Origin of the sequence: Actinomyces provencensis (assembly GCF_900155435.1) — a bacterium.
Taxonomy (GTDB): domain Bacteria; phylum Actinomycetota; class Actinomycetes; order Actinomycetales; family Actinomycetaceae; genus Pauljensenia; species Pauljensenia provencensis.
The window spans coordinates 1,353,674-1,374,893 of record NZ_LT700212.1; the positions used below are offsets into that span (position 1 = coordinate 1,353,674).

Annotated in this window: 15 protein-coding genes; all 15 read right to left on the reverse strand. The window is 71.3% G+C overall.

Annotation, left to right across the window (positions count from 1 at the left end):
- Position 1 precedes the first annotated feature (1 nt).
- Entirely contained in the window at positions 2–3,316 is a 3,315-nt protein-coding gene (gene lysX, locus BQ9890_RS05955) for a bifunctional lysylphosphatidylglycerol synthetase/lysine--tRNA ligase LysX (RefSeq protein WP_230297842.1), read from the reverse strand.
- Positions 3,317–3,381: 65 nt separating this feature from the next.
- Positions 3,382–5,073: a ribonuclease J gene (locus BQ9890_RS05960; protein ID WP_075890105.1), complete on the reverse strand. Its 1,692-nt coding sequence runs from the start codon at positions 5,071–5,073 to the stop codon at positions 3,382–3,384.
- Between the two features lie 93 nt (positions 5,074–5,166).
- Positions 5,167–6,063, reverse strand: a complete 897-nt coding sequence (gene dapA / locus BQ9890_RS05965) for a 4-hydroxy-tetrahydrodipicolinate synthase (protein ID WP_075890107.1) — start codon at positions 6,061–6,063, stop codon at positions 5,167–5,169.
- A 594-nt stretch (positions 6,064–6,657) separates the two neighbouring features.
- The gene (locus BQ9890_RS05970; protein WP_075890109.1) at positions 6,658–7,227 is read right to left on the reverse strand and encodes a GNAT family N-acetyltransferase; all 570 of its coding nucleotides are present in this window, start codon (positions 7,225–7,227) and stop codon (positions 6,658–6,660) included.
- Entirely contained in the window at positions 7,224–7,967 is a 744-nt protein-coding gene (dapB, locus tag BQ9890_RS05975; protein ID WP_075890111.1) for a 4-hydroxy-tetrahydrodipicolinate reductase, read from the reverse strand. The genes BQ9890_RS05970 and dapB overlap by 4 nt, the downstream gene beginning before the upstream one ends.
- Positions 7,968–8,131: 164 nt before the next feature.
- Positions 8,132–9,403 (reverse strand): M16 family metallopeptidase, encoded by a 1,272-nt coding sequence (locus BQ9890_RS05980; protein WP_075892814.1) that lies wholly within the window; start codon positions 9,401–9,403, stop codon positions 8,132–8,134.
- Between the two features lie 152 nt (positions 9,404–9,555).
- Positions 9,556–10,239, reverse strand: a complete 684-nt coding sequence (locus BQ9890_RS05985; RefSeq protein ID WP_075890113.1) for a hypothetical protein — start codon at positions 10,237–10,239, stop codon at positions 9,556–9,558.
- Positions 10,240–10,592: 353 nt separating this feature from the next.
- A complete protein-coding gene (locus tag BQ9890_RS05990; protein WP_075890115.1) occupies positions 10,593–11,096 on the reverse strand; it encodes a hypothetical protein in 504 nt (167 codons plus the stop codon).
- Between the two features lie 940 nt (positions 11,097–12,036).
- Entirely contained in the window at positions 12,037–12,540 is a 504-nt protein-coding gene (locus BQ9890_RS06000; protein ID WP_075890115.1) for a hypothetical protein, read from the reverse strand.
- Positions 12,541–12,742: 202 nt separating this feature from the next.
- Positions 12,743–15,094 carry a polyribonucleotide nucleotidyltransferase gene (locus tag BQ9890_RS06005; protein ID WP_075890119.1) on the reverse strand — a complete coding sequence of 784 codons (2,352 nt, stop codon included), beginning with the start codon at positions 15,092–15,094 and terminating at the stop codon, positions 12,743–12,745.
- A gap of 223 nt (positions 15,095–15,317) precedes the next feature.
- Positions 15,318–15,587, reverse strand: a complete 270-nt coding sequence (gene rpsO, locus BQ9890_RS06010) for a 30S ribosomal protein S15 (protein WP_043534206.1) — start codon at positions 15,585–15,587, stop codon at positions 15,318–15,320.
- A 302-nt stretch (positions 15,588–15,889) separates the two neighbouring features.
- Complete coding sequence (locus tag BQ9890_RS06015; protein WP_075890121.1) at positions 15,890–16,879, reverse strand: bifunctional riboflavin kinase/FAD synthetase; 990 nt, start codon at positions 16,877–16,879, stop codon at positions 15,890–15,892.
- 48 nt (positions 16,880–16,927) lie between these two features.
- On the reverse strand, positions 16,928–17,887 hold the full coding sequence (gene truB / locus BQ9890_RS06020) for a tRNA pseudouridine(55) synthase TruB (protein WP_075890123.1): 960 nt from the start codon (positions 17,885–17,887) through the stop codon (positions 16,928–16,930).
- A gap of 2 nt (positions 17,888–17,889) precedes the next feature.
- Entirely contained in the window at positions 17,890–18,426 is a 537-nt protein-coding gene (gene rbfA / locus BQ9890_RS06025) for a 30S ribosome-binding factor RbfA (RefSeq protein WP_078062265.1), read from the reverse strand.
- A 285-nt stretch (positions 18,427–18,711) separates the two neighbouring features.
- Positions 18,712–21,220, reverse strand: a 2,509-nt coding sequence (gene infB, locus BQ9890_RS06030) for a translation initiation factor IF-2 (protein WP_143226414.1), incomplete at its 5' end; no start/stop codon positions are given.

Consider the following 21,220-nt stretch of genomic DNA (forward strand, 5'->3'; position numbering starts at 1 on the left):
CTCACCGTACCCCCGGGTTCCGCGACAGAGGCCTCACGAACGGGAACGCGAGGACCTGGCGGATCGTGGAGCCGGTGAGCAGCATGACCATGCGGTCCATCCCGATGCCCAGCCCACCCGTGGGCGTCAGTCCCAGTTCGAGGTCGTCCAGGAAGGCAGTGTCGATGCTCATCGCCTCCGGGTCCCCGGCCGCGGCCGCCAGGGACTGCTCGGTGAAGCGCTGGCGCTGGTCGACGGGATCCGTGAGTTCCGTGTAGGCGGTCCCCAACTCGGTGCCGAAGGCCACCAGGTCCCACCGCTCCGCCAGTCGCGGGTCACGCCGGTGCGCCCTCGTCAACGGGGAGGAGGACTTCGGGAAGTCCGTGTAGAAGGTGGGGTGCACCGTGCGGGCCTCCACCAGGGCGTCGTAGAGGGCTCCGACGAGAGCGCCCTCGTCGGGAAGCGCGGGAGGCTGGACGTCGTGGGCGTGGCAGAGCTCCACGAGATCCGCGACCGGGGTGTCCGGGGTGACCGTGGCACCCACGGCATTCGAGACCGCCTCGTGCACCGCGACCACGGGCCACTCCCCCGACAGGTCCACGGCCGCCAGGTCCGTGCCGTCGAGCCGGGCGACCCCGGCCAGACCGTCCGTGCCCGGTGACCCGACCGGTCTCAGGCACACGCACGACCCGTTGACGGCACGCGCGGCGCGCTGGATGAGCTCCTGGGTGAGGAGGCGCATCGTCGTGTAGTCCCCGCCCGCCCGGTAGGCCTCCAGGGAGGTGAACTCCGGGTTGTGGGTGGAGTCGGCGCCCTCGTTGCGGAAGGAGCGGCCCATCTCGAAGATCGCGTCCATGCCTCCCACGGCGAGGCGCTTGAGGAAGAGCTCGGGTGCGATGCGCAGGAAGACGTCAGTGCCGTAGGCGTTGTAGTGCGTGAGGAAGGGCCGCGCGTTCGCCCCTCCCTTGACGGCGTGCAGCATGGGGGTCTCGACCTCGAGGAAGCCCTTCTCGGAGAGCACGGCCCGCACCTCCGCCAGGGCACGGGAGCGCATGCGCAGCAGGTCCAGGGAGGTGGGGTCCGTGAGGAACTGGACCACCCGTTGGCGGGTCCGGGTGCGGGCGTCGAGCACGGCACCGCGGGCCGGCAGGGGGCGCAACGACTTGGCGGCCATCACCCAGTCGCTCACCTCCACGGAGACCTCGCCCCTTGTGGTGCGCACGAGCTCGCCCTCCAGGGCCACGATGTCCCCGATGTCGGTCAGTCGCCACAGTTCGCGCTGGTGTGCGGGCAGGACGGAGGCGTCCAGGACTGCCTGGATCCTCCTCCCCCGCCGCTCGACGTCGACGAAGACCACGCCGCCGTGGTCGCGTTCGGCGCGGATGCGCCCCCCGGTGCGGACCCGGCGTCCCGAGCGCCCACCCGGGGCCAGGTCGGACCCGGCACCGACGAGGGCGGAGGGCTCCTCCCCCAGTCCGACACCGGGAGGCCAGGGCTCCATGCCGGCCTTCCTCAGGCGCTCCGCCTTGGAGCGGCGGACCCTCTCCTGCTCGGAGAGCTCGGGGGCCGGCGCCGCCTCCTCCACGGCGCGTTCCTCGAGGGCACGCACACGGGACAGGTGTTCGGGTGTGACCCTCCACCTCTGCGAGGTCCGGGCTCCCAGCTGGGGCAGGAAACCCTCCAGGACACCGGAGGCGACGATGACGGCCGTCGCCTCGGCGTAGCTGAGGAAGCAGAAGTAGCGCGGCACCCACTCCGGTTGGTAGCGCGCATTGGACTCGTAGAGGGAGTCGAGCTGCCAGAAGCGGGAGGCGACCAGCATGATGCGCCGCGTCAGGCGGTGCGTCCACGTGGCGTCCACCGCTGTGCCCTCGTCGAAGACGCGGCGGAACATCGCGAAGTTCAGTGAGATACGCTCCACCGAGGTCTCGCGCCCCTGCTCGATGAGGGCCACGACCATGGCCTCGACGATGCCGTTGACGGAGGTGGGGCTGCGGCGCATGAGGGTCAGCGACAGTCCCCTGCTCCCCCAGGGCACGAAGGTCAGCAGCGCCTGGACGGCGCCGTCCCCGCCCCGGGCGCTCACCACGGTGGTGCGCGCGTCGATGGGTTCGAGGATGCGTTCCAGGGACATCGAGAAGCCGCGCTCCTCACCGTGGCGGAAGGTCTCCGCCGCCCGGGCCAGCTCCACCCTCTCGCCCTCGTCGATGTCCCCCAACTGGCGGATGGAGATCTCCACGCCCTCGCGGCGGGCCCGGCGCACGGCCTGGGCGAGGGTCCTCATCTGGGGTGCGTTGAGGTCGAAGCGGTGGGTGTGGACGACGGCCTCGTCCCCCATGGACTTCACCGTGAAGCCCTGGTTGCGGAAGGCACGTGCCCCGGCCTCGGACACGGAGATGGCGGCGGGCACCCATCCGAAGCGGGCGCACTGCTCGCGCCAGCGCACGAGGGCGTCGTCCCAGGACTGCGGGTCCCCCAGGGGGTCGCCGCCGACGAGGGAGACCCCGGCCGCCACCCCGTAGGACACCGCGGCGCGGCGGTCGGTGGAGGCGATCTCGGAGCGGTCGTCGCGGGTCGCGAAGTAGCCGAGGGAGTCCTCGCCCCACCTGGCCAGCAGACCCCGCACGAAGAGGTCGTCCTCGGGGGTGCGCCCGGGCATGCGCTGTCCGCGCAGGAAGTAGAACAGGGCGAGCACCATCACGACGGCGGAGACCAGGGAGAGCAGCACGCCCAGCCCGCGCGGACCGTGCACGGTGACGGGATCCGTGAAGAAGGAGATCGGCAGCGTGCCGAAGAGCTTCGAGAGGAGCCACTGGAGGGCGTGGGTTTGGTGCCTCATCGACCCGATGCGGACCGCGAGGAGCCCGAGGACCAGGTTCAGACCCAGGCCGGTCACGAGGATGAGCAGGGCTCCCACCACCGAGCCCTTGACGGTGCGCGCCGCGAAGGCCGGGCGTGCCCACAGGAGGACAGGCACCGAGGCCAGCGCCACCGTGACGGAGACGCACGCGACCACCAGTGAGAGGGGGTCGTACCCCTCAGGTTCCACCAGGGTGGTGACCGAGGAGATCCCGCCCAGCAGCTGCAGCACCAGCACCGCCCACAGCGCGATGCGCTTGTGGCGCGAGGCGGCCACGGCCAGGATCACGAGGATCACGGCCTCCAGGACGCCCGGGCCGACGGGGACGTTGAAGGCGTCGAAGAGCTCGGTCACCGCCCGGACGGCCGGGTGGGAGTGGTGGTGCAGGACGAGGGCGACCAGGGACCACACCGCGCCCAGGACGGACACGTTCGTCACGACCGTGGGGACCCGCATCACCGTGGGGACGCCGGTCACCTCCGTGCTGCCGGAGGCCCGGCGGGGGTGCCGACCCGCCCGGGGTGTGGTGGTGGCCTCCCCCGTCACTGCTCGACGACCACCGGCACGATCATGGGACGGCGGCGCAGACGGCGGGCCACCCACCGGCCCAGGACACGACGCATGGCCTGCTGGAGGACGTGGGGATCGACCCGCCCGGGAGCAGCCGTGTCACGCAGGACCTTGTCGACCTCGGGGAGGATCTCGTCGAACACCCCGTCGTCCTCGGCCATGCCGATGGCGCGGATCGTGGGCTTGACCAGGACCGTGCCCGTGTCGTGCTCCACGACGGCGTAGACACTGATGAACCCCTCGGAGCCGAGGGTCCGGCGGGTCTCCAGCTCGTCCTCGGAGATCTCACCGATGGAGCGGCCGTCCACGTAGACGTACTCGCAGGGGACCGAACCGGCCACGCGGGCGAGTCCGTCCACCAGGTCGACGACCACTCCGTCCTCCGCCAGGACGACGTTGCGGGGATCGACGCCGGTCTTGACGGCGAGCTGGCCGTTGGCGACGAGGTGGCGCACCTCGCCGTGGATGGGCATGACATTGGCGGGCTGGACGATGTTGTAGCAGTAGATGAGCTCACCGGCCGAGGCGTGCCCGGAGACGTGGACCTTGGCGTTGCCGCGGTGGACGACGTGCGCTCCCAGACGGGTGAGGTCGTTGATGACGCGGTAGACGGAGTTCTCGTTGCCGGGGATCAGGGAGGAGGCGAAGACCACCGTGTCACCGGGGTCGATGGTGACGAAGCGGTGGGAGCCCGCTGCCATCCGGGAGAGAGCGGCCATGGGCTCACCCTGGGAACCGGTGGCCATGTAGACGCGCTTGTCCGGGGGGATGTCGCCGATCTTCGAGGTCTCGATGAGGACGCCCTCGGGGACGGTCAGGTAGCCGCGTTCCTCCGCGATGCGCATGTTGCGCTCCATGGAGCGCCCCACCAGCGCCACCCGACGCCCGTTGTGGGCGGCCGCGTTGACGACCTGCTGGACGCGGTGGACGTGGGAGGAGAAGGAGGCGACGATGATCTGCCCGGTGGCGTCGGCGAAGACGTGGTCCAGGACGGGACCGATCCCGCGCTCGGGGGCGATGAACCCGGGGACCTCGGCGTTGGTGGAGTCCACCATGAACAGGTCCACGCCCTCCTCGCCGAAACGGGCGAAGGACCGCAGGTCGGTGAGGCGGTGGTCCAGCGGGAGCTGGTCCATCTTGAAGTCGCCGGTGATGAGGACGTTGCCCGCGGAGGTCCGCACGAACACGGCGAGGGCGTCGGGGATGGAGTGCGTGACGGCCACGAACTCCAGGTCGAAGGGGGCCAGGGAGACACGCTCGTGCTCGGTGACCACGTGGAGTTCGGGGGTGGGGAGGCGGTGCTCACGGATCTTCGGCTCGACGAAGGCCAGGGTGAGCTCCGACCCGTAGATCGGGATGTCGTTGCGCAGCTTGAGCAGGTAGGGGACGGCACCGATGTGGTCCTCGTGGCCGTGGGTGAGCACCAGGCCCACCACGTCGTCCATCCGGTCCTCGATCCAGGAGAAGTCCGGGAGGATCAGGTCGACGCCGGGCTGGGTCTCCTCGGGGAAGAGGACACCACAGTCCACGATGAGCAGCTTGCCGTTGTGCTCGAGGACGTTCATGTTGCGGCCGACCTCCCCGAGGCCGCCGAGTGGGATGACGCGCAGTGCACCCTTGGCAAGGGGTGCAGGCTCTTTCAGGTTGTCGTATAGGGGCTTCATGGTCCCAGTGTGCCACGCAGGCACGCGCCCCCGGGTCCCACCGTGCCCGGTCCCACCCGATGTGACGGGCACATCGGGACCGTCGGGAACGTGTCAGAGGAGGTCGAGGTCCCCCATGGCTGCCTCCACGCGTGCGACCTCCGCCTCACTGGGCGGCACCAGCGGCAGACGCAGGGTCGGGCTGGGCAGCAGGCCCTGCAGGTGCAGTGCCCACTTCGCCATGACGGCCCCCTGCCCTCCACCCATGATCGCGTGGATCAGAGGGCGCAGGGAGTAGGAGAGTTCACGGGCCTCCCATACCTCGTCCGCGTCGAGCAGGTCGACCATGCGACGCAGGTACGGGGCCGCCACGTGGGCGACCACGGAGATGATCCCGGATGCGCCGCCCGTCAGCCACGCGAAGTTCAGCCCGTCGTCGCCGGAGTAGTACTCGAGGCCGGTGCGGTGCATGCGTTCCACACCCTGTTCGACCTTGCCGGTGGCGTCCTTGACGGCGAGGATGCGGGGGTGGGTGGAGAGTTCGTCGAGGGACTCGTCCCCGAAGGCGACACCTGTGCGTCCGGGGATGTCGTAGAGCATGACGGGCAGGTCCGTGCCCTCCACGATCGCGCGCACGTGGGCGCGCACCCCCGCCTGTGAGGGGCGGTTGTAGTAGGGGGAGACGACGAGCAGACCGTCGGCCCCGCAGGCCTGGGCGCTCTGGGCGATGCGCACGGCGTGTGCGGTGTCGTTGGAGCCGGCACCGCACAGGATGAAGGCGCGGTCCCCCACCGCCTCGACGACGGCACGGGTGAGGTCGTCCTTCTCGGGCTGGTGGGTGGTGGGCGACTCCCCGGTCGTGCCCGACAGGAGGATCGTGTCGCAGCCGTCACTGACGAGCTTGCGGGCGATGGCCTGTGCGGAGTCGAGGTCCAGGCTTCCGTCGGCGTTGAACGGGGTGACCAGTGCGGGGGCGAGCGACCCGAAGGTGCGCGGGGGGACGTGGCTCATGCCACTGAGCCTATGCGACGGGACGCGGTCGGCGGGGGCGCGTCCCGGGACGTGACCCGCCACGGTCGGGACCTGCCGATCGTGGCGGTGCCCCTGATCCGCATGGCGTGCGCGTCCGGGACGCAGGGTCCGGCACGCCCGTGCCGCCGTGCGGGGATCCGGTGCCCGCGGCCGACGGACCGGCACTGGTCAGGGGGTTCGGGAGACGGTCACCCTGCGCCGTCCTCAGGCCGGGATGAGGGCGAGGGCGAGATCCACGGATCACGGCGAGACCCACGATCGCGGTTGAGATACCGGGGTCTGGCCGTGGATCTCGGCATGAACCCGGTATCTCGGCACCGGCCCGGTATCTCGGCATGAACCCGGTACCTGAACATGAAGCCGGCATCTCGGAACCGGCCCGGTGCCTCACCAGATCCCCGCCGGACCTCAGCATCCGCCTCATCGGTCCCCATCCCCGCAGCAGGCGACGGCAGGCCCATCGGGACGTTCCCGGAGGTCCGGGGGGGGAAGGCGCGACTCGGGGTCCGGGCGAGGCGTGCCTCGGGGTCCGGGCGAGGCGTGCCTCGCGGTCCCGGGAGGCGTGGCTCGGGGTCACGAGTCCAGGCTGGACCACCACAGGTGTTCGACCACGTTCCCGACCCCGGTGGCCAGGGTGCGCCGGATGCCGGCCGGTGAGAACCCGGCGCTCTGGTAGAAGCGGACCCGCACGTCGTCCCCCGCCACGATCCAGACCCTGAGGGTCCGGGGGTGCGTGATGTCGACGATGGCTGCCAGCAGACGCGAGCCGTGACCGGAGCGCCGGAAGTCGCGGTCGACCTCCAGTGCCAGGATGTCCGTGCCCGCGGGCACCGGTTCCGGTCTGCCCGTCGTCGGGGGCAGGGGCTCCCCCGGCACGCAGGCCGCGAACCCGGCCACCCCGTGCCCGTGCAGGGCGACCAGGGTGTGGTGACCGGAGGGCTGGGGGCGGCCCAGGGTCTGGTGCCAGGTCGCCTCCACCTGCGCCTCGGGCACCTCGGGCACCGCAGGGGCGTTCCGGTCGGAGAGTCCGGCCGCCACGGCCTCGCGAATACCCGCCACCTGGATGCGGGCGATGGCCGCGGCATCCTCGACGAGGGCGGGACGCACGGACCTGTCCGGGGAGGCGGGCCGGGAGCGTGTCACGCCAGGCCCATCAGGACGTCGAGCCCGACCGTGAGGCCGGGGCGCTCCGACACGTGCCGGATGCCGAAGAGGACGCCGGGCATGAAGGAGATCCGGTCGAAGGAGTCAGTGCGCAGGACCAGTTGTTCACCGGGGTTCCCGAGCAGCACCTCCTGGTGGGCGGTGAGTCCACGGAGACGGACGGCGTGGACGTGCACGCCCTCCACCTCCGCGCCACGTGCGCCCAACGGGTCGGTCGTGGTGGCATCGGGCATGGGGGCGCAGTCCTGGGCGTTGCGCGCCGCAGCGATCCCCCTCGCTGTGGCCAGGGCCGTGCCCGAGGGGGCGTCGACCTTGTCGGGGTGGTGCAGCTCGATGACCTCCGCACTCTCGAAGTAGGGGGCGGCGAGTGCTGCGAAACGCATGACGAGCACCGCTGACACGGCGAAGTTCGGGGCCACGAGCACATGGGCTCCCACGGCCTCGGCCTGCTCCCGCACCCGAGCGAGGGACTCCTCCATCCACCCGGTCGTCCCCACGACCACGTCCACGCCGGCCTCCAGGCAGGCGTGGACATTGGCCTCGGTCACGGAGGGAGCGGTGAAGTCCACGGCCACATCGGCTCCCGCCAGGGTGTCGCGTGTGATCGCGTCACCGTCGTCGATCCGGGCGACGACCTCCAGGTCGTCGGCGGCCTCGACCGCTTCCACCACCGTGGAGCCCATCCGTCCTGCTGCACCGATCACTGCCACACGAATCATGTCGTCCGTTCTCCTCGTTGCGTCCTCGTCAGTCCTCTGGCCGTTCGGTGTCCCGTCCCACGTGGGTCTCCGGTTCCCGCTTCGCCCTCGTCAGTCCCGGGCCCGCCCTCGTCACCGCACGTCACCCCGCCCACCGCGCGCCGTCCACGTCCGGCTGCCCGTCCTCAGGAGGGCAGCACGACTGCCCGCCTGCGCGGGGCGGATGCCAGGTCCGCGGCCAGTGAGCGCACGTCCTCGCGTGTCACCGCCTCGATGCGGGCCAGCGCTGCGGCGACGGTCAGGTAGCGGCCCTGCACCTCGGAGCGGCCCAGGCGCGTCATGCGCGACCAGTTGTCCTCCAGGCCCAGGGCCAGCCCGCCGCGGACCTGTCCGCGGACACGCTCGAGCTCCTCCTCGGTGGGTCCGTCGGCGGCCACCTCCTCCAGTTGGGCGAGCATGAGCGCCTCCACCTCGCCCACGCGCGAGGGTGAGGTTCCGGCGTACATGCCGAAGGCACCGGCATCGGCGTAGGGGGCGTCGAAGGCATAGGTCGAGTAGGCCAGGCCACGCTTCTCGCGCACCTCCTGGAAGAGGCGCGAGGACATCGACCCGCCGAGCAGGCTGAGCAGCACCGACATCACGGGGCGCCGGGGGTCGCCCGCCCGCATCGAGGAGCAGCCCACGATCACGTGGGCCTGCTCGACGTCACGGTGGCGCACGACCTCGCCCTCGCCGCGCTCGGTCCAGCCGGACTCGGCGCGTCGCGCGCGAGGGCCGAGCGGGGAGGCGGCTCCGTCGCTCCCCCACCCTGCCCGCTCCAGCGACTCCTGGACGACCTCCAGGAGGTGGTCGTGGTCGACGCTGCCCGCAGCCGCCACGACGAGGGTGTCGGGGCCGTAGCTGTGGCGGTAGTGGTCCCACACCGCGTCACGCCCCACGGCGCGGATGGCGGCGGCCGTGCCGCCGACGGGGCGACCCAGGGGCGTGTCACCGTGGACGGCCAGCTGGAAGGCGTCGTGGACGACCTCGGTGGGGCTGTCCTCGGCCATGGCGAGTTCGTCGAGGATGACGCCGCGCTCCAGGTCGAAGTCGGCCGTGTCGAGCCGCGAGGAGGTGACCATGTCCGCGAGCACGTCGACGGCCATGTCGAGGTCCTGGTCGAGCACGCGCGCCCAGTACTCCGTGGACTCCTTGCCGGTCTCCGCGTTGGACTCCCCACCCACCGCGTCGAAGGCGACGGCGATGTCCAGGGAGCTGCGGCGGCGTGTGCCCTTGAAGAGCAGGTGCTCCAGGAAGTGGGTCGACCCGGCGTGCTCGGGCGTCTCGTCACGGGAGCCGACGGGGACCCACAGGCTGACGCCCACCGAACGCGTGGCCGGGACCTGCTGGGTGAGGACGCGGACCCCCTGGGGCAGCGTGGTGCGACGCACGCAGGTCTCGCCGTCCTCGAAGGACATCGACGAGGACGGGTCCCCGGCCGGGACCACGGGGAGCTCGATGGGAGCGGGGAGCGTCGGAGCGGTCGGCGAAGGGGTATCAGCTGAGGGGGCGTGGAAGGTGCTGACCTGCCGGGCATCCGACGGATCGGAGGGGATGCGGGGGGTGGTGCTCACGCCTTGGGCTCCCGGGAGGTCGTGCGGTCCGTGGCGGTGCCGTGGATGGAGGGGTCGGGTGCGGGCGTGCCCGTGGAGGTGGTGCGTCCCGAGGGGAGCGCGGCATCCGTGGGGCCCGTCGTGGACGGCACGCCGGAGGGGCGGGCGGTGACGGGGGTCGCGCTCCCCTCCACCTGGGAGGAGGGGGTGGCCGGGGTCGAGGACTTCGGGGCCGGGGTCTCGGTCCGGGGCCGTTCCGGTGCAGTCGTGGGCCGGGCCTGTGCGGGTGCCTCGTCGGACGGTCCGGGGATCCCGCCGGTGAGGGCGATGACGAGGGCGATCACGAAGGCGAAGGCCATGATCCCGAAGAACCAGGACATCCACGAGAATCCGACCTCGACCCCCTGTCGGTCGGCGGGCACCGAGGCGACCGCGGCCACGACACTGCCCGCGACGGCGGCGCCCGTGGTCCAGGTGTAGAAGCGGCGCGGAGAGGTCTTGCTGAGGGCGCGCGCGAGCCCGAGGAGAGCGGCGAGCAGGAGGGCCGGGCAGGCGATGACGACCACGGTCCCCACGGTCATCGGGGCGATCCTGCCCGACGCGGCCTCGGGGACACCACCGGTGTTCGCGAGGATCAGCCAGGCCAACGCAGCCATGACGAAGAGTGCGAGGAAGAGGATGGAATCCGTGAAGCGGCGCATGACCGAACCTCCGAGTCGGGGATGCCCCGAGTCTACTGGCCCGCGCACGCAACAGCCGCAGGGGCAACCCGTCGCCCCGTGGGCGGGGCCGGGCGACATGCGCTCATGGCCACGTGCGATGACCTCAGCGGCTCGTCGGCAGGAAGAGGGGCAGAGCGTGTGCCGAACAGGGCGGCTCATGCGCGGCCCGGTAAGCGGACCTCGTGAGGCTGGGTGAGCGGACCTCGTGCTGCCAACAGAGCGGACTTCGAGGCCTGAACAGAGCGGACCTCGGGCCCTGAACAGAGCGGACTTCGAGCTCAGAACAGAGCGGACCTCGGCGTGGTCAGGGGTCAGGGGTCAGGGGTCAGGGGTCAGGGGGTGGCGGTGGGGGCGGGGGTGAGGGAGCCGTCGTGGAGGTCCATGGACAGTTGCCAGGAGTGCGGTTCGCACTGCGGGCCGTTCGGCTCCGCCAGCACGGCCTCACCCACGCCGGGCAGCACCCGGACGTCCCCGTCCCGGTCGGTGAGGCGCACCTCGACGTCCGAGGCCTCGGGACGCCCGGTGGTGGCCACGAACAGATTCCCGGCAACGCCGGCGTCCGAACCGTTGTCCTCCGCCTCCAGGCTGGACTCGGACGTCCCACCATCGGTGCGGACACTGAGGACGACCCTGCTCACTCCGGTGTCCTCGTCCTCGACACCGAGGAAGACGCCCTGCTCGGCACCGATCTCGGTGCAGGCGAGCGCATCCCCCGACGCGGGTCCCGTGTCCCGGTCCCGGACCGTGAGGGCCACTCCGTAGATGAGGGCGCCGAGGAGCATGAGCACGAGGAGGACACCGACGGTCCTGCGGATGTACCTCCATCGAATCCTCATTCGTCGCCTCCTCGGATCGGGGAACCCGTGCGTGGGTCCCGCACGGTGGTCAACCATTGTCCTCCGACTGGGGGCAGACCGCTCCCCGGGGACGACGGAGGGGCNGAGGACTTCGGGGCCGGGGTCTCGGTCCGGGGCCGTTCCGGTGCAGTCGTGGGCCGGGCCTGTGCGGGTGCCTCGTCGGACGGTCCGGGGATCCCGCCGGTGAGGGCGATGACGAGGGCGATCACGAAGGCGAAGGCCATGATCCCGAAGAACCAGGACATCCACGAGAATCCGACCTCGACCCCCTGTCGGTCGGCGGGCACCGAGGCGACCGCGGCCACGACACTGCCCGCGACGGCGGCGCCCGTGGTCCAGGTGTAGAAGCGGCGCGGAGAGGTCTTGCTGAGGGCGCGCGCGAGCCCGAGGAGAGCGGCGAGCAGGAGGGCCGGGCAGGCGATGACGACCACGGTCCCCACGGTCATCGGGGCGATCCTGCCCGACGCGGCCTCGGGGACACCACCGGTGTTCGCGAGGATCAGCCAGGCCAACGCAGCCATGACGAAGAGTGCGAGGAAGAGGATGGAATCCGTGAAGCGGCGCATGACCGAACCTCCGAGTCGGGGATGCCCCGAGTCTACTGGCCCGCGCACGCAACAGCCGCAGGGGCAACCCGTCGCCCCGTGGGCGGGGCCGGGCGACATGCGCTCATGGCCACGTGCGATGACCTCAGCGGCTCGTCGGCAGGAAGAGGGGCAGAGCGTGTGCCGAACAGGGCGGCTCATGCGCGGCCCGGTAAGCGGACCTCGTGAGGCTGGGTGAGCGGACCTCGTGCTGCCAACAGAGCGGACTTCGAGGCCTGAACAGAGCGGACCTCGGGCCCTGAACAGAGCGGACTTCGAGCTCAGAACAGAGCGGACCTCGGCGTGGTCAGGGGTCAGGGGTCAGGGGTCAGGGGTCAGGGGGTGGCGGTGGGGGCGGGGGTGAGGGAGCCGTCGTGGAGGTCCATGGACAGTTGCCAGGAGTGCGGTTCGCACTGCGGGCCGTTCGGCTCCGCCAGCACGGCCTCACCCACGCCGGGCAGCACCCGGACGTCCCCGTCCCGGTCGGTGAGGCGCACCTCGACGTCCGAGGCCTCGGGACGCCCGGTGGTGGCCACGAACAGATTCCCGGCAACGCCGGCGTCCGAACCGTTGTCCTCCGCCTCCAGGCTGGACTCGGACGTCCCACCATCGGTGCGGACACTGAGGACGACCCTGCTCACTCCGGTGTCCTCGTCCTCGACACCGAGGAAGACGCCCTGCTCGGCACCGATCTCGGTGCAGGCGAGCGCATCCCCCGACGCGGGTCCCGTGTCCCGGTCCCGGACCGTGAGGGCCACTCCGTAGATGAGGGCGCCGAGGAGCATGAGCACGAGGAGGACACCGACGGTCCTGCGGATGTACCTCCATCGAATCCTCATTCGTCGCCTCCTCGGATCGGGGAACCCGTGCGTGGGTCCCGCACGGTGGTCAACCATTGTCCTCCGACTGGGGGCAGACCGCTCCCCGGGGACGACGGAGGGGCGGTTCCGCCGCAGCACGTGCGACGGAACCGCCCCTCATCCGGACCGGATCGGAACCGGTGTCACTCCACGCGGTCACCCACGTGGTCAGTCCACGGTGTCACTCCTCGGAGGAGCTCCCACCGTTGTCCTCCTCGCGGCGACGACGCGACCGGGTGCGCGGGCGACGCTCGCGACGCTCCCCGTGCTCGGGACGCTCGCGGTGCTCGTGCTCCACGGCGGACTCGGGCTCGCGGGAGCCGTGGTCCTCGGACTCGCCGTCGACCACGGCGTGCAGGGAGAGCTTGCCGCGGTCGCCGATCTCGGCGATCTCGACCTCGACCTGCTGGCTGACCTGGAGGACGTCCTCCACGGAGTCGATGCGCTTGCCGCCCACCAGGCGACGCACCTGCGAGATGTGCAGCAGGCCGTCCGTGCCGGGCGTCAGCGAGACGAACGCGCCGAAGGAGGTCGTCTTGACGACGGTCCCCACGAAGCGCTCCCCGACCTCGGGCATCTGCGGGTTGGCGATCTGGTTGACCATCGCGCGGGCGGCCTCGGCGGCCGTCCCGTCGGCAGCACCGATGTAGACGGTGCCGTCGTCCTCGATGGTCAGGTTCGCGCCCGTGTCCTCCTGGATCTGGTTGATCATCTTGCCCTTCGGGCCGATGACCTCACCGATCTTGTCCACGGGGACCTGGACGGTGATGATGCGGGGCGCGTAGGGCGACATCTCGTCGGGCCCGTCGATGGCCTCGTTGATGAGCTCCAGGATCGCCAGACGCGCATCGCGAGCCTGGGCCAGTGCGGCGCGCAGCACCTGGGAGTCGATGCCCGTCAGCTTCGTGTCGAGCTGGAGGGCCGTGATGAAGTCCTTCGTGCCGGCGACCTTGAAGTCCATGTCGCCGAAGCCGTCCTCGGCGCCCAGGATGTCGGTGAGGGTGACCGAGCGGTCCTCCCCGTCGACCTTGCCGGTCATGAGGCCCATGGCGATGCCGGCCACGGGGGCGCGCAGCGGCACGCCCGCCTGCAGCAGGGACAGCGTCGAGGCGCAGACCGAACCCATGGAGGTCGAACCGTTGGAGCCGAGGGCCTCGGAGACCTGACGGATCGCGTAGGGGAAGTCCTCACGCGTCGGCAGGACGGGCTTGAGGGCCCGCTCGGCGAGGTCGCCGTGGCCGATCTCGCGACGCTTGGGAGCGCCCACGCGGCCGGTCTCGCCGGTCGAGAAGGGCGGGAAGTTGTACTGGTGCATGTAGCGCTTGGCCGTGATCGGGCTCAGGTTGTCCAGCTGCTGCTCCATGCGCAGCATCGCCAGGGTGGTGACACCCAGGATCTGGGTCTCGCCGCGCTGGAACAGGGCGGAGCCGTGGACGCGGGGCAGGACCTCGACCTCGGCGGACAGGGAGCGGATCTGGCGCGGGGTGCGCCCGTCCATGCGGATGCCCTCGCGCAGCGTGCGCTGGCGGATGGTCTCCTTCTCGACGGAGCGGAAGGCGGCCTTGAGCTCCTTCTCCTGGTCCGGGTGGGACTCGGCGAGGGCTTCCAGCATCTCGCCGCGGACCGCGTCGACGGCGTGGTCGCGGGCGAGCTTGCCCTCGGTGAGCAGCGCGTCGGCGAGCTTCGTGCCCACCCAGGACTCCACCGCGGCGTACTGCTCGTCGGAGTAGTCGAGGAAGACGGGGAAGTCCGCGGTCTCCTTGGAGGCCTTCTCGGCGACCTTGATCTGGGCCTCGCACAGGGCGCGGATGAAGGGCTTGGCGGCCTCGAGGCCGTCGGCCACGACATCCTCGGTCGGGGCGATGCCACCGGCCTGGATGAGCTCCCACTCGTTCTCGCCGCCACCGGCCTCGACCATCATGATGGCGACGTCCTCGGAGCCGTCCTCCAGGGTGACGATGCGCCCGGCGACGACGATGTTGAAGACGGAGCGCTGCATCTCGGACCAGCGCGGGAACGCGACCCACTGGCCGTCGATGAGCGCCAGGCGGGTGCCGCCGATGGGGCCGGTGAAGGGCAGGCCGGCGATCTGGGTGGACATCGAGGCCGCGTTGATGGCCAGGACGTCGTAGGCGTCGTCGGGGTTGATGGCCAGGACGGTCTCGACGACCTGGACCTCGTTGCGCAGGCCCTTGACGAAGCCGGGGCGCAGCGGGCGGTCGATGAGGCGGCAGGCCAGGATGGCCTCCGTGCCGGCGCGACCCTCGCGGCGGAAGAAGGATCCGGGGATGCGACCGGCGGCGTAGGCGCGCTCCTCGACATCGACGGTGAGGGGGAAGAAGTCGAACTGGTCCTTGGGGTGCTTGCCCACCGTGGTGGCGGACAGGACGACGGTCTCGTCGTCGAGGTAGGCGACGGCCGAGCCGGCGGCCTGCTGGGCCAGCCGTCCGGTCTCGAAGCGGATCGTGCGCGTGCCGAAGCGACCATTGTCGATGGTCGCCTCCGCGGCGATGATGTCAGGGCCTTCCATCATGAGGCGTGGTTCTCCTTGTGTCTCAGTGGATGCGCGCCCCGCGTCGGCTCTCGATCGAAGCCCACGGCATTCCGGCCACCAGGGGTGGGAGTCCGTGAGCCAATGTCGAAAACCGCCAGCGGGCGTCACGCGGGTTTTCTCGGAGTGCCCGGACGAGGGCGACGTGCCCGGCCCGGACGCAGTGAACCGGCCCGGGTCCATGGGGGAACCGGGCCGGTGTGGGTCAGCGGCGCAGGCCGAGACGCTCGATGAGCGAGCGGTAACGCTCGATGTCGATGTCAGCCAGGTAGCCGAGGAGGCGCTTGCGGCGCCCGACCAGCAGCAGCAGGCCACGACGTGAGTGGTGGTCGTGCTGGTGGGTCTTGAAGTGCTCGGTGAGGTCCTTGATGCGCTGCGTCAGCAGTGCGATCTGCACCTCGGGGGAGCCGGTGTCGCCCTCGTGGGTGGCGTACTCGGCGATGATCTGGTCCTTGACGTCCTTGGTCAGCGGCACCTGAACTCCTTGGAATCTCGTTGCGCGGAGCACCGGGTCTGTCCCCGGGCATGACGTTCCACGGCCGATCGAACGGCGATGACAGGCTAACACGGGGGACACCCGTGGCCCCGCTCCCCCGGCCCACCACGGGCCCGCGCCCGGGTGAGATCGAGCACGCTCCTGCGCCGGTACCGGGACGGCCGGCTCCCGTCAGCGGGAGTTCCGGGTCCCACGACCGGACGTGCCGGCGCCCGTCCGCGGACGTGCAGGCTCCCTCCACCTGACGTGCCAACCTCCGTCAGCGGACGTGCCGGCTCCTGTCACTGGGCGTGGACCGAGTCCGGGTCGACGCGACCCGACACCGCCACCCCGAGCACGGCCGCCGTCCGCCGCAGGTCGTCGTCCATCTGGTCGGTCAGCTGGTCGACGGAGTCGAAGGTCAGCATGGGGCGGATGCGCGCCACGAAGGTGATCGCGATGCGCTCCCCGTACAGGTCCAGGTCCGAGCGGCCCAGCACGTGGGCCTCCACCGTGCGGCGGGTGCCCTCGAACTGGGGGTTGGTGCCCACCGAGATGGCGGCGGGAAGGAACTCCCCCGCCGTCGTCCCCGGTACCTGGCGCACCAGCCATCCGGCGTAGACGCCGTCGCCGGGGACGACGCCCTCGATGTCACCACCGAGGTTCGCCGTGGGGAAGCCGAGTGCCCGCCCACGTTTGAAGCCGTGTTCCACGGTGCCGCGGATGCGGTGGAGGTGTCCCAGGACGCGCGCGGCGCCCGCGACGTCCCCCGCCGCCAACAGCTCACGGACCCAGGAGGAGGACCAACGCCTGCCCGAGGGGTCCTCGATGTCGGTCACGACGATGACCTCGAACCCGTGGCGACGCCCCAGTTGGCGCAACGTGTCCACGGTGCCCGCATTGCGACGCCCGAAGCGGAAGTCCTCCCCGACCACCACCTCGACCACTCCCAGTCGTTCGACCAGGAACTGCACGACGAAGTCCTCGGGGTCGAGTGAGTACACGGAGGAGTCGTAGTGGACGACCAGGGTGGCGTCCAGACCCGTGGCCGCCATCGCGTCCAGGCGGTCGCGCAGGGGGCTGATGAGCTGCAGGCCGACCTCGGGGCGGTGGACCTGGACGGGGTGCGGGTCGAAGGTGCAGGCCACCGCGTCGACGCCGACACGTCGGGCGCGCTCCACACAGGTGGAGATCACCTTCTTGTGCCCCTGGTGCATCCCGTCGAAGTTGCCGATGGTCACCACCGAACGCTCGTCGCCGGGCACCTGGTCCAGGCTCGTCCACACCTTCACGCGTACTCCTCCGTCCTGCACCCCTCGGGTGCCGGTCCTCCTGCCCCGTCAGAACACCAGGACAGTGCGGACCCGTCCGTCCTCGATGCGGGCCAGTCCCAGCACCGTCACCCCGTCCGGGGCCAGCACCGCCAGGGGGTCCTCCCCCGCCGCGGCATGCAGCTCCTCCAGTGCCGGACCCGTGCGTCGCGGCGCCTGGCCGTGGGCGAAGCGCGCGGCCTCGTCCTCGTCGATCGGGAGGTCGGGGAACATGGCGCGCGCGGCCACCCCGAGGTCGATGACGGGCAGTGCAGCGCCGCCCTCGACGCGGGTGGTGAGCTCGGGGAGCGTCTCGGCGTCGGAGAGGGTGAAGGACCCGACCTCGGTGCGTCGCAGCCGCGTGAGGTGGCCCCCGACCCCCAGGGCCGCCCCGATGTCGCGGGCCAGCGCCCGCACGTAGGTGCCCGAGGAGCACTCGACGCGGATGTCGACGTCGGTGACGCGCAGGGGCCGGCCCTCGCAGCCGATGAGCTCCTCACGCGGGACCCCGACCACGTCGAGGCGCCCGATGTGCACGGCGCGGGCGGGGATGTCGACGTCGACGCCCTCCCGGGCCAGCGCGTAGGCACGACGCCCGTCGATCTTGATCGCGGAGACGGAGGAGGGCACCTGCTCGATGTCCCCGCGCAGGGGTGCCATCACCTGCTCCAAGCGGTCGTCGTCGAGGTCGGCGCACCCGGGGTCGTCGACGACCTCCCCTTCGGCGTCGTCGGTGTTCGTGGAGACGCCCAGGCGCATGGTGGCCTCGTAGGCCTTGGAGTGGCCCGTCACCCAGGTCAGCAGGCGCGTGGCGCGGTTGATGCCGAGCACGAGCACCCCGGTCGCCATGGGGTCCAGGGTGCCGGCGTGCCCGACCTTGCGGGTGTGGGCGAGCCTGCGGACCCGGGCGACCACGTCGTGGCTGGTCATGCCCTGGTCCTTGTCGACGACCAGCAGCCCCGAGGGCGACGCCCCTGCGTCGGTGGCCATGGTCAGTGGGCGTCCCCGCCACCGGGGGCAGAGGGTGTGGTCGGCGTGTCCTGCCCACCGGCAGGGCCGTCGGCTGCGCCATCCGTGCGGTCCTCGGTCCCGCCCTCGTCCCCGTCCTCGTCCTCGGGGCGGCGGTAGGGATCGGCGTCCCCGGCGTAGGTGGCGCCCCGGGAGGCTGCGGCGAGCTCCGCGTCACGGGCGCGGGCGGCGGCGAGCGCCCCCTCCAGTGAGGCGGCGGTCTCGGGGAGTGCATCGGGGATGAACTCCAGCGACGGGGTGAGCCGGATGCCGAGCGCCTTGCCGACCTCGGAGCGGATGAGACCCTTGGCGGACTCCAGGGCGCGGGCCGTGGCCCTGCGGTCGTCCTCGTCGCCGAGCACCGTGTAGAAGATGGAGGCGTGCTGGAGGTCACCGGTGACGCGCACGTCCGTGATGGTGACGAACCCCAGACGGGGGTCCTTGATCCTGCGCCCGACCAGGCGCGCCACCGTCTCCTGGATCCGGTCCTGCACCTTGCGCACCCGTGCCTCGTCAGCCATCGGGCCACCCCTCTCGTTCAGTCGTGCGGCGCGCACTGCGCGCCGTCCCGTTCCGGCCCCCATGGTACGTGCGGGAACGGGGAGGCCACACACGCAGGCGCGTGGCAGCCTGGCGGGAGGGGCGTCCCGGGGGCGGCCCCGGGAACGGATGTCCCCCGCGACGCGGCCGTGAGGGGCGCGCTCCGCACCGTCCCACTCCGCTGCCCGTCGGTGGCTCCCCCGGACACGGGTGCGCCCCGTGGGCCCGGTCCCCCGGCCCCACGGGGCGCATCGATCACTGTGGGATCACTCGCGAGGCTTCTCGCGCATCTCCCAGGTCTCGATGACATCGCCCTCGGCGATGTCCCTGTACCCGAGCGTGATGCCGCACTCGTAGCCCTCGCGGACCTCGGTGACGTCGTCCTTCTCGCGGCGCAGGGACAGGATCTCCAGGTTGTCCGCCACCACGACGCCGTCGCGCACCAGGCGGGCCTTCGACCCGCGCCGGATGGTGCCGGAACGGATGATGGACCCGGCGATGTTGCCGAACTTGCCGGAGTGGAAGACCTGGCGGATCTCCGCCGAGCCCAGTGCGATCTCCTCGTAGATGGGCTTGAGCATGCCCTTGAGGGAGGCCTCGACATCGTCGATGGCCGAGTAGATCACGTTGTAGTACTTGATCTCGACGCCCTCGGCCTCCGCCATCTCGGAGACGCGCTCCGCGGGACGGACGTTGAACGCGATGATGACCGCGTTGTCGACCGTGGCCAGGTTGACGTCGTTCTGGGTGATGGCGCCGACACCGCGGTGGATGATCCGCAGTGCGACCTCGTCGCCCACGTCGATGCGCAGCAGCGAGTCCTCCAGGGCCTCGACGGCACCGGACACGTCGCCCTTGATGATGAGGTTGAGGGTGTCGACCTCGCCCTCCTTGAGGACCTTGTCGAAGTCCTCCAGGGTGACGCGCTTGCGGCGCTTGGCCAGCAGTGCCTGACGCTCGACCGCCTCACGCTTGTCGGCGATCTGACGGGCCGTGCGGTCGTCGGAGGCCACCAGGAAGGTGTCGCCGGCGCGGGGCACGGAGGTCAGGCCGATGACCTGGACGGGGCGCGAGGGCAGCGCGGCGGGCACGGTGTTGCCGTACTCGTCGAACATGGCACGCACGCGGCCGTGTGCGGCACCCACGACGATGGCGTCGCCGATGTGGAGCGTGCCGCGCTGGACGAGCATGGTCGCCACCGCACCGCGTCCCTTGTCCAGGTTCGCCTCGATGGCGATGCCCCGGGCATCGGTGTCGGGGTTCGCGCGCAGGTCCAGGGAGGCGTCGGCCGTGAGGACCACGGCCTCCAGCAGGTCCTGGATACCGGTGCGCTGCTTGGCGGAGACGTCCACGAACATGACGTCGCCGCCGTACTCCTCGGCCACCAGACCGTACTCGGTGAGCTGGGAGCGGATCTTCTGCGGATTCGCCCCCTCCTTGTCGATCTTGTTGACGGCGACCACGATCGGCACACCCGCGGCCTGGGCGTGGTTGATCGCCTCGACCGTCTGGGGCATGACACCGTCATCGGCTGCGACCACGAGGATCGCGATGTCGGTGACCTGGGCACCACGGGCACGCATGGCGGTGAACGCCTCGTGACCGGGGGTGTCGATGAAGGTGACGCGACGCTCGCTGTCCTCCAGCTCCACCTTCACCTGGTAGGCGCCGATGTGCTGGGTGATGCCACCGTGCTCGGTGTCGACGACGTCGGTGTGACGGATCGCGTCCAGCAGCTTCGTCTTGCCGTGGTCGACGTGGCCCATGACCGTGACGACCGGGGGACGGGGCTTGAGGTGCTCCTCGTCGTCCAGCTCCTCGGCCTCCAGGTCGATGTCGAAGGACTCCAGGAGCTCACGGTCCTCGTCCTCGGGGGAGACGATCTTGACGTCGTAGCCGAGCTCGGCGCCCAGGGCCTCGAAGGTGTCCTGGTCGAGTGACTGGGTGGCGGTCGCCATCTCACCGAGGTGGAAGAGGACCGTGACCAGTGCTGCGGGGTTGACGTTGATCTTGTCCGCGAGGTCCGCCAGGGACGCGCCCTGGCGGATGCGGACCTCCTGGCCGTTGCCACGGGGGATCGACACACCGCCGATGGCCGGGGCGCTCTGCTGCTCGAACTCCTGACGCTTGGCCCGCTTGGACTTGCGTCCACGCTGGTTGCGCCCACCGCCGCGCCCGAAGGCGCCGGGTGTGGAGCCGCGACCACCGCGACCACCGCGGGGGCCGCCGAAGCCGCCGTGGGGTGCGCCGGTACCGGCACCGGGAGCACCGCCGGGGCCACCGCCACCGGGACGTGAGCCGACGCCGCGACCGCGGCCTCCGCCCTGACCGGGGCGCTGGGGACGTTCGTTCTGGCGCGCGAAGTTCGCGTGCCCGGGCATCATGCCGGGGTTGGGACGGGGTCCCCCACCCTGACCGGGACGCGGCGGACGCTGGCCACCGGAAGCTCCCGGACGGTCCCCACCCTGCGCGGCGCCGGGGCGCCCACCGGGACGGGGTCCGGGACGCGGACCGCCGGAACCACCGGGCCGGGGCATGCCCTGGCTGGCGGCATAGGGGTTGTTGCCCGGACGCGGACCGGAGGGCCGGGGCGCGTGGCGCTGTGAGCGGTGGTCGCCGCCGTGGTCGCGCCCTGCTGCCGGACGCGCGGGACGCGGACCGGGGTGGGGAGCCTCACCGTGGTGCTGCTCGCGGGGGGTGTGCTGCTCCTTGGGGGCATGGGGCGCCTGGGGCGTGTGGTGCTCCTGGGGGGCATGCGGGGTCGGGCCCTGGTAG

Excerpts from the sequence above, each read along its gene's own strand:
- BQ9890_RS05960 (WP_075890105.1), bottom strand. The coding sequence starts at position 5,073 with ATGAAGCCCCTATACGACAACCTGAAAGAGCCTGCACCCCTTGCCAAG.
- dapA (WP_075890107.1), bottom strand. The coding sequence starts at position 6,063 with ATGAGCCACGTCCCCCCGCGCACCTTCGGGTCGCTCGCCCCCGCACTG.
- dapB (WP_075890111.1), bottom strand. The coding sequence starts at position 7,967 with ATGATTCGTGTGGCAGTGATCGGTGCAGCAGGACGGATGGGCTCCACG.
- BQ9890_RS05980 (WP_075892814.1), bottom strand. The coding sequence starts at position 9,403 with ATGTCCTTCGAGGACGGCGAGACCTGCGTGCGTCGCACCACGCTGCCC.
- BQ9890_RS05985 (WP_075890113.1), bottom strand. The coding sequence starts at position 10,239 with ATGCGCCGCTTCACGGATTCCATCCTCTTCCTCGCACTCTTCGTCATG.
- BQ9890_RS05990 (WP_075890115.1), bottom strand. The coding sequence starts at position 11,096 with ATGAGGATTCGATGGAGGTACATCCGCAGGACCGTCGGTGTCCTCCTC.
- BQ9890_RS06000 (WP_075890115.1), bottom strand. The coding sequence starts at position 12,540 with ATGAGGATTCGATGGAGGTACATCCGCAGGACCGTCGGTGTCCTCCTC.
- BQ9890_RS06005 (WP_075890119.1), bottom strand. The coding sequence starts at position 15,094 with ATGATGGAAGGCCCTGACATCATCGCCGCGGAGGCGACCATCGACAAT.
- truB (WP_075890123.1), bottom strand. The coding sequence starts at position 17,887 with ATGGCCACCGACGCAGGGGCGTCGCCCTCGGGGCTGCTGGTCGTCGAC.
- rbfA (WP_078062265.1), bottom strand. The coding sequence starts at position 18,426 with ATGGCTGACGAGGCACGGGTGCGCAAGGTGCAGGACCGGATCCAGGAG.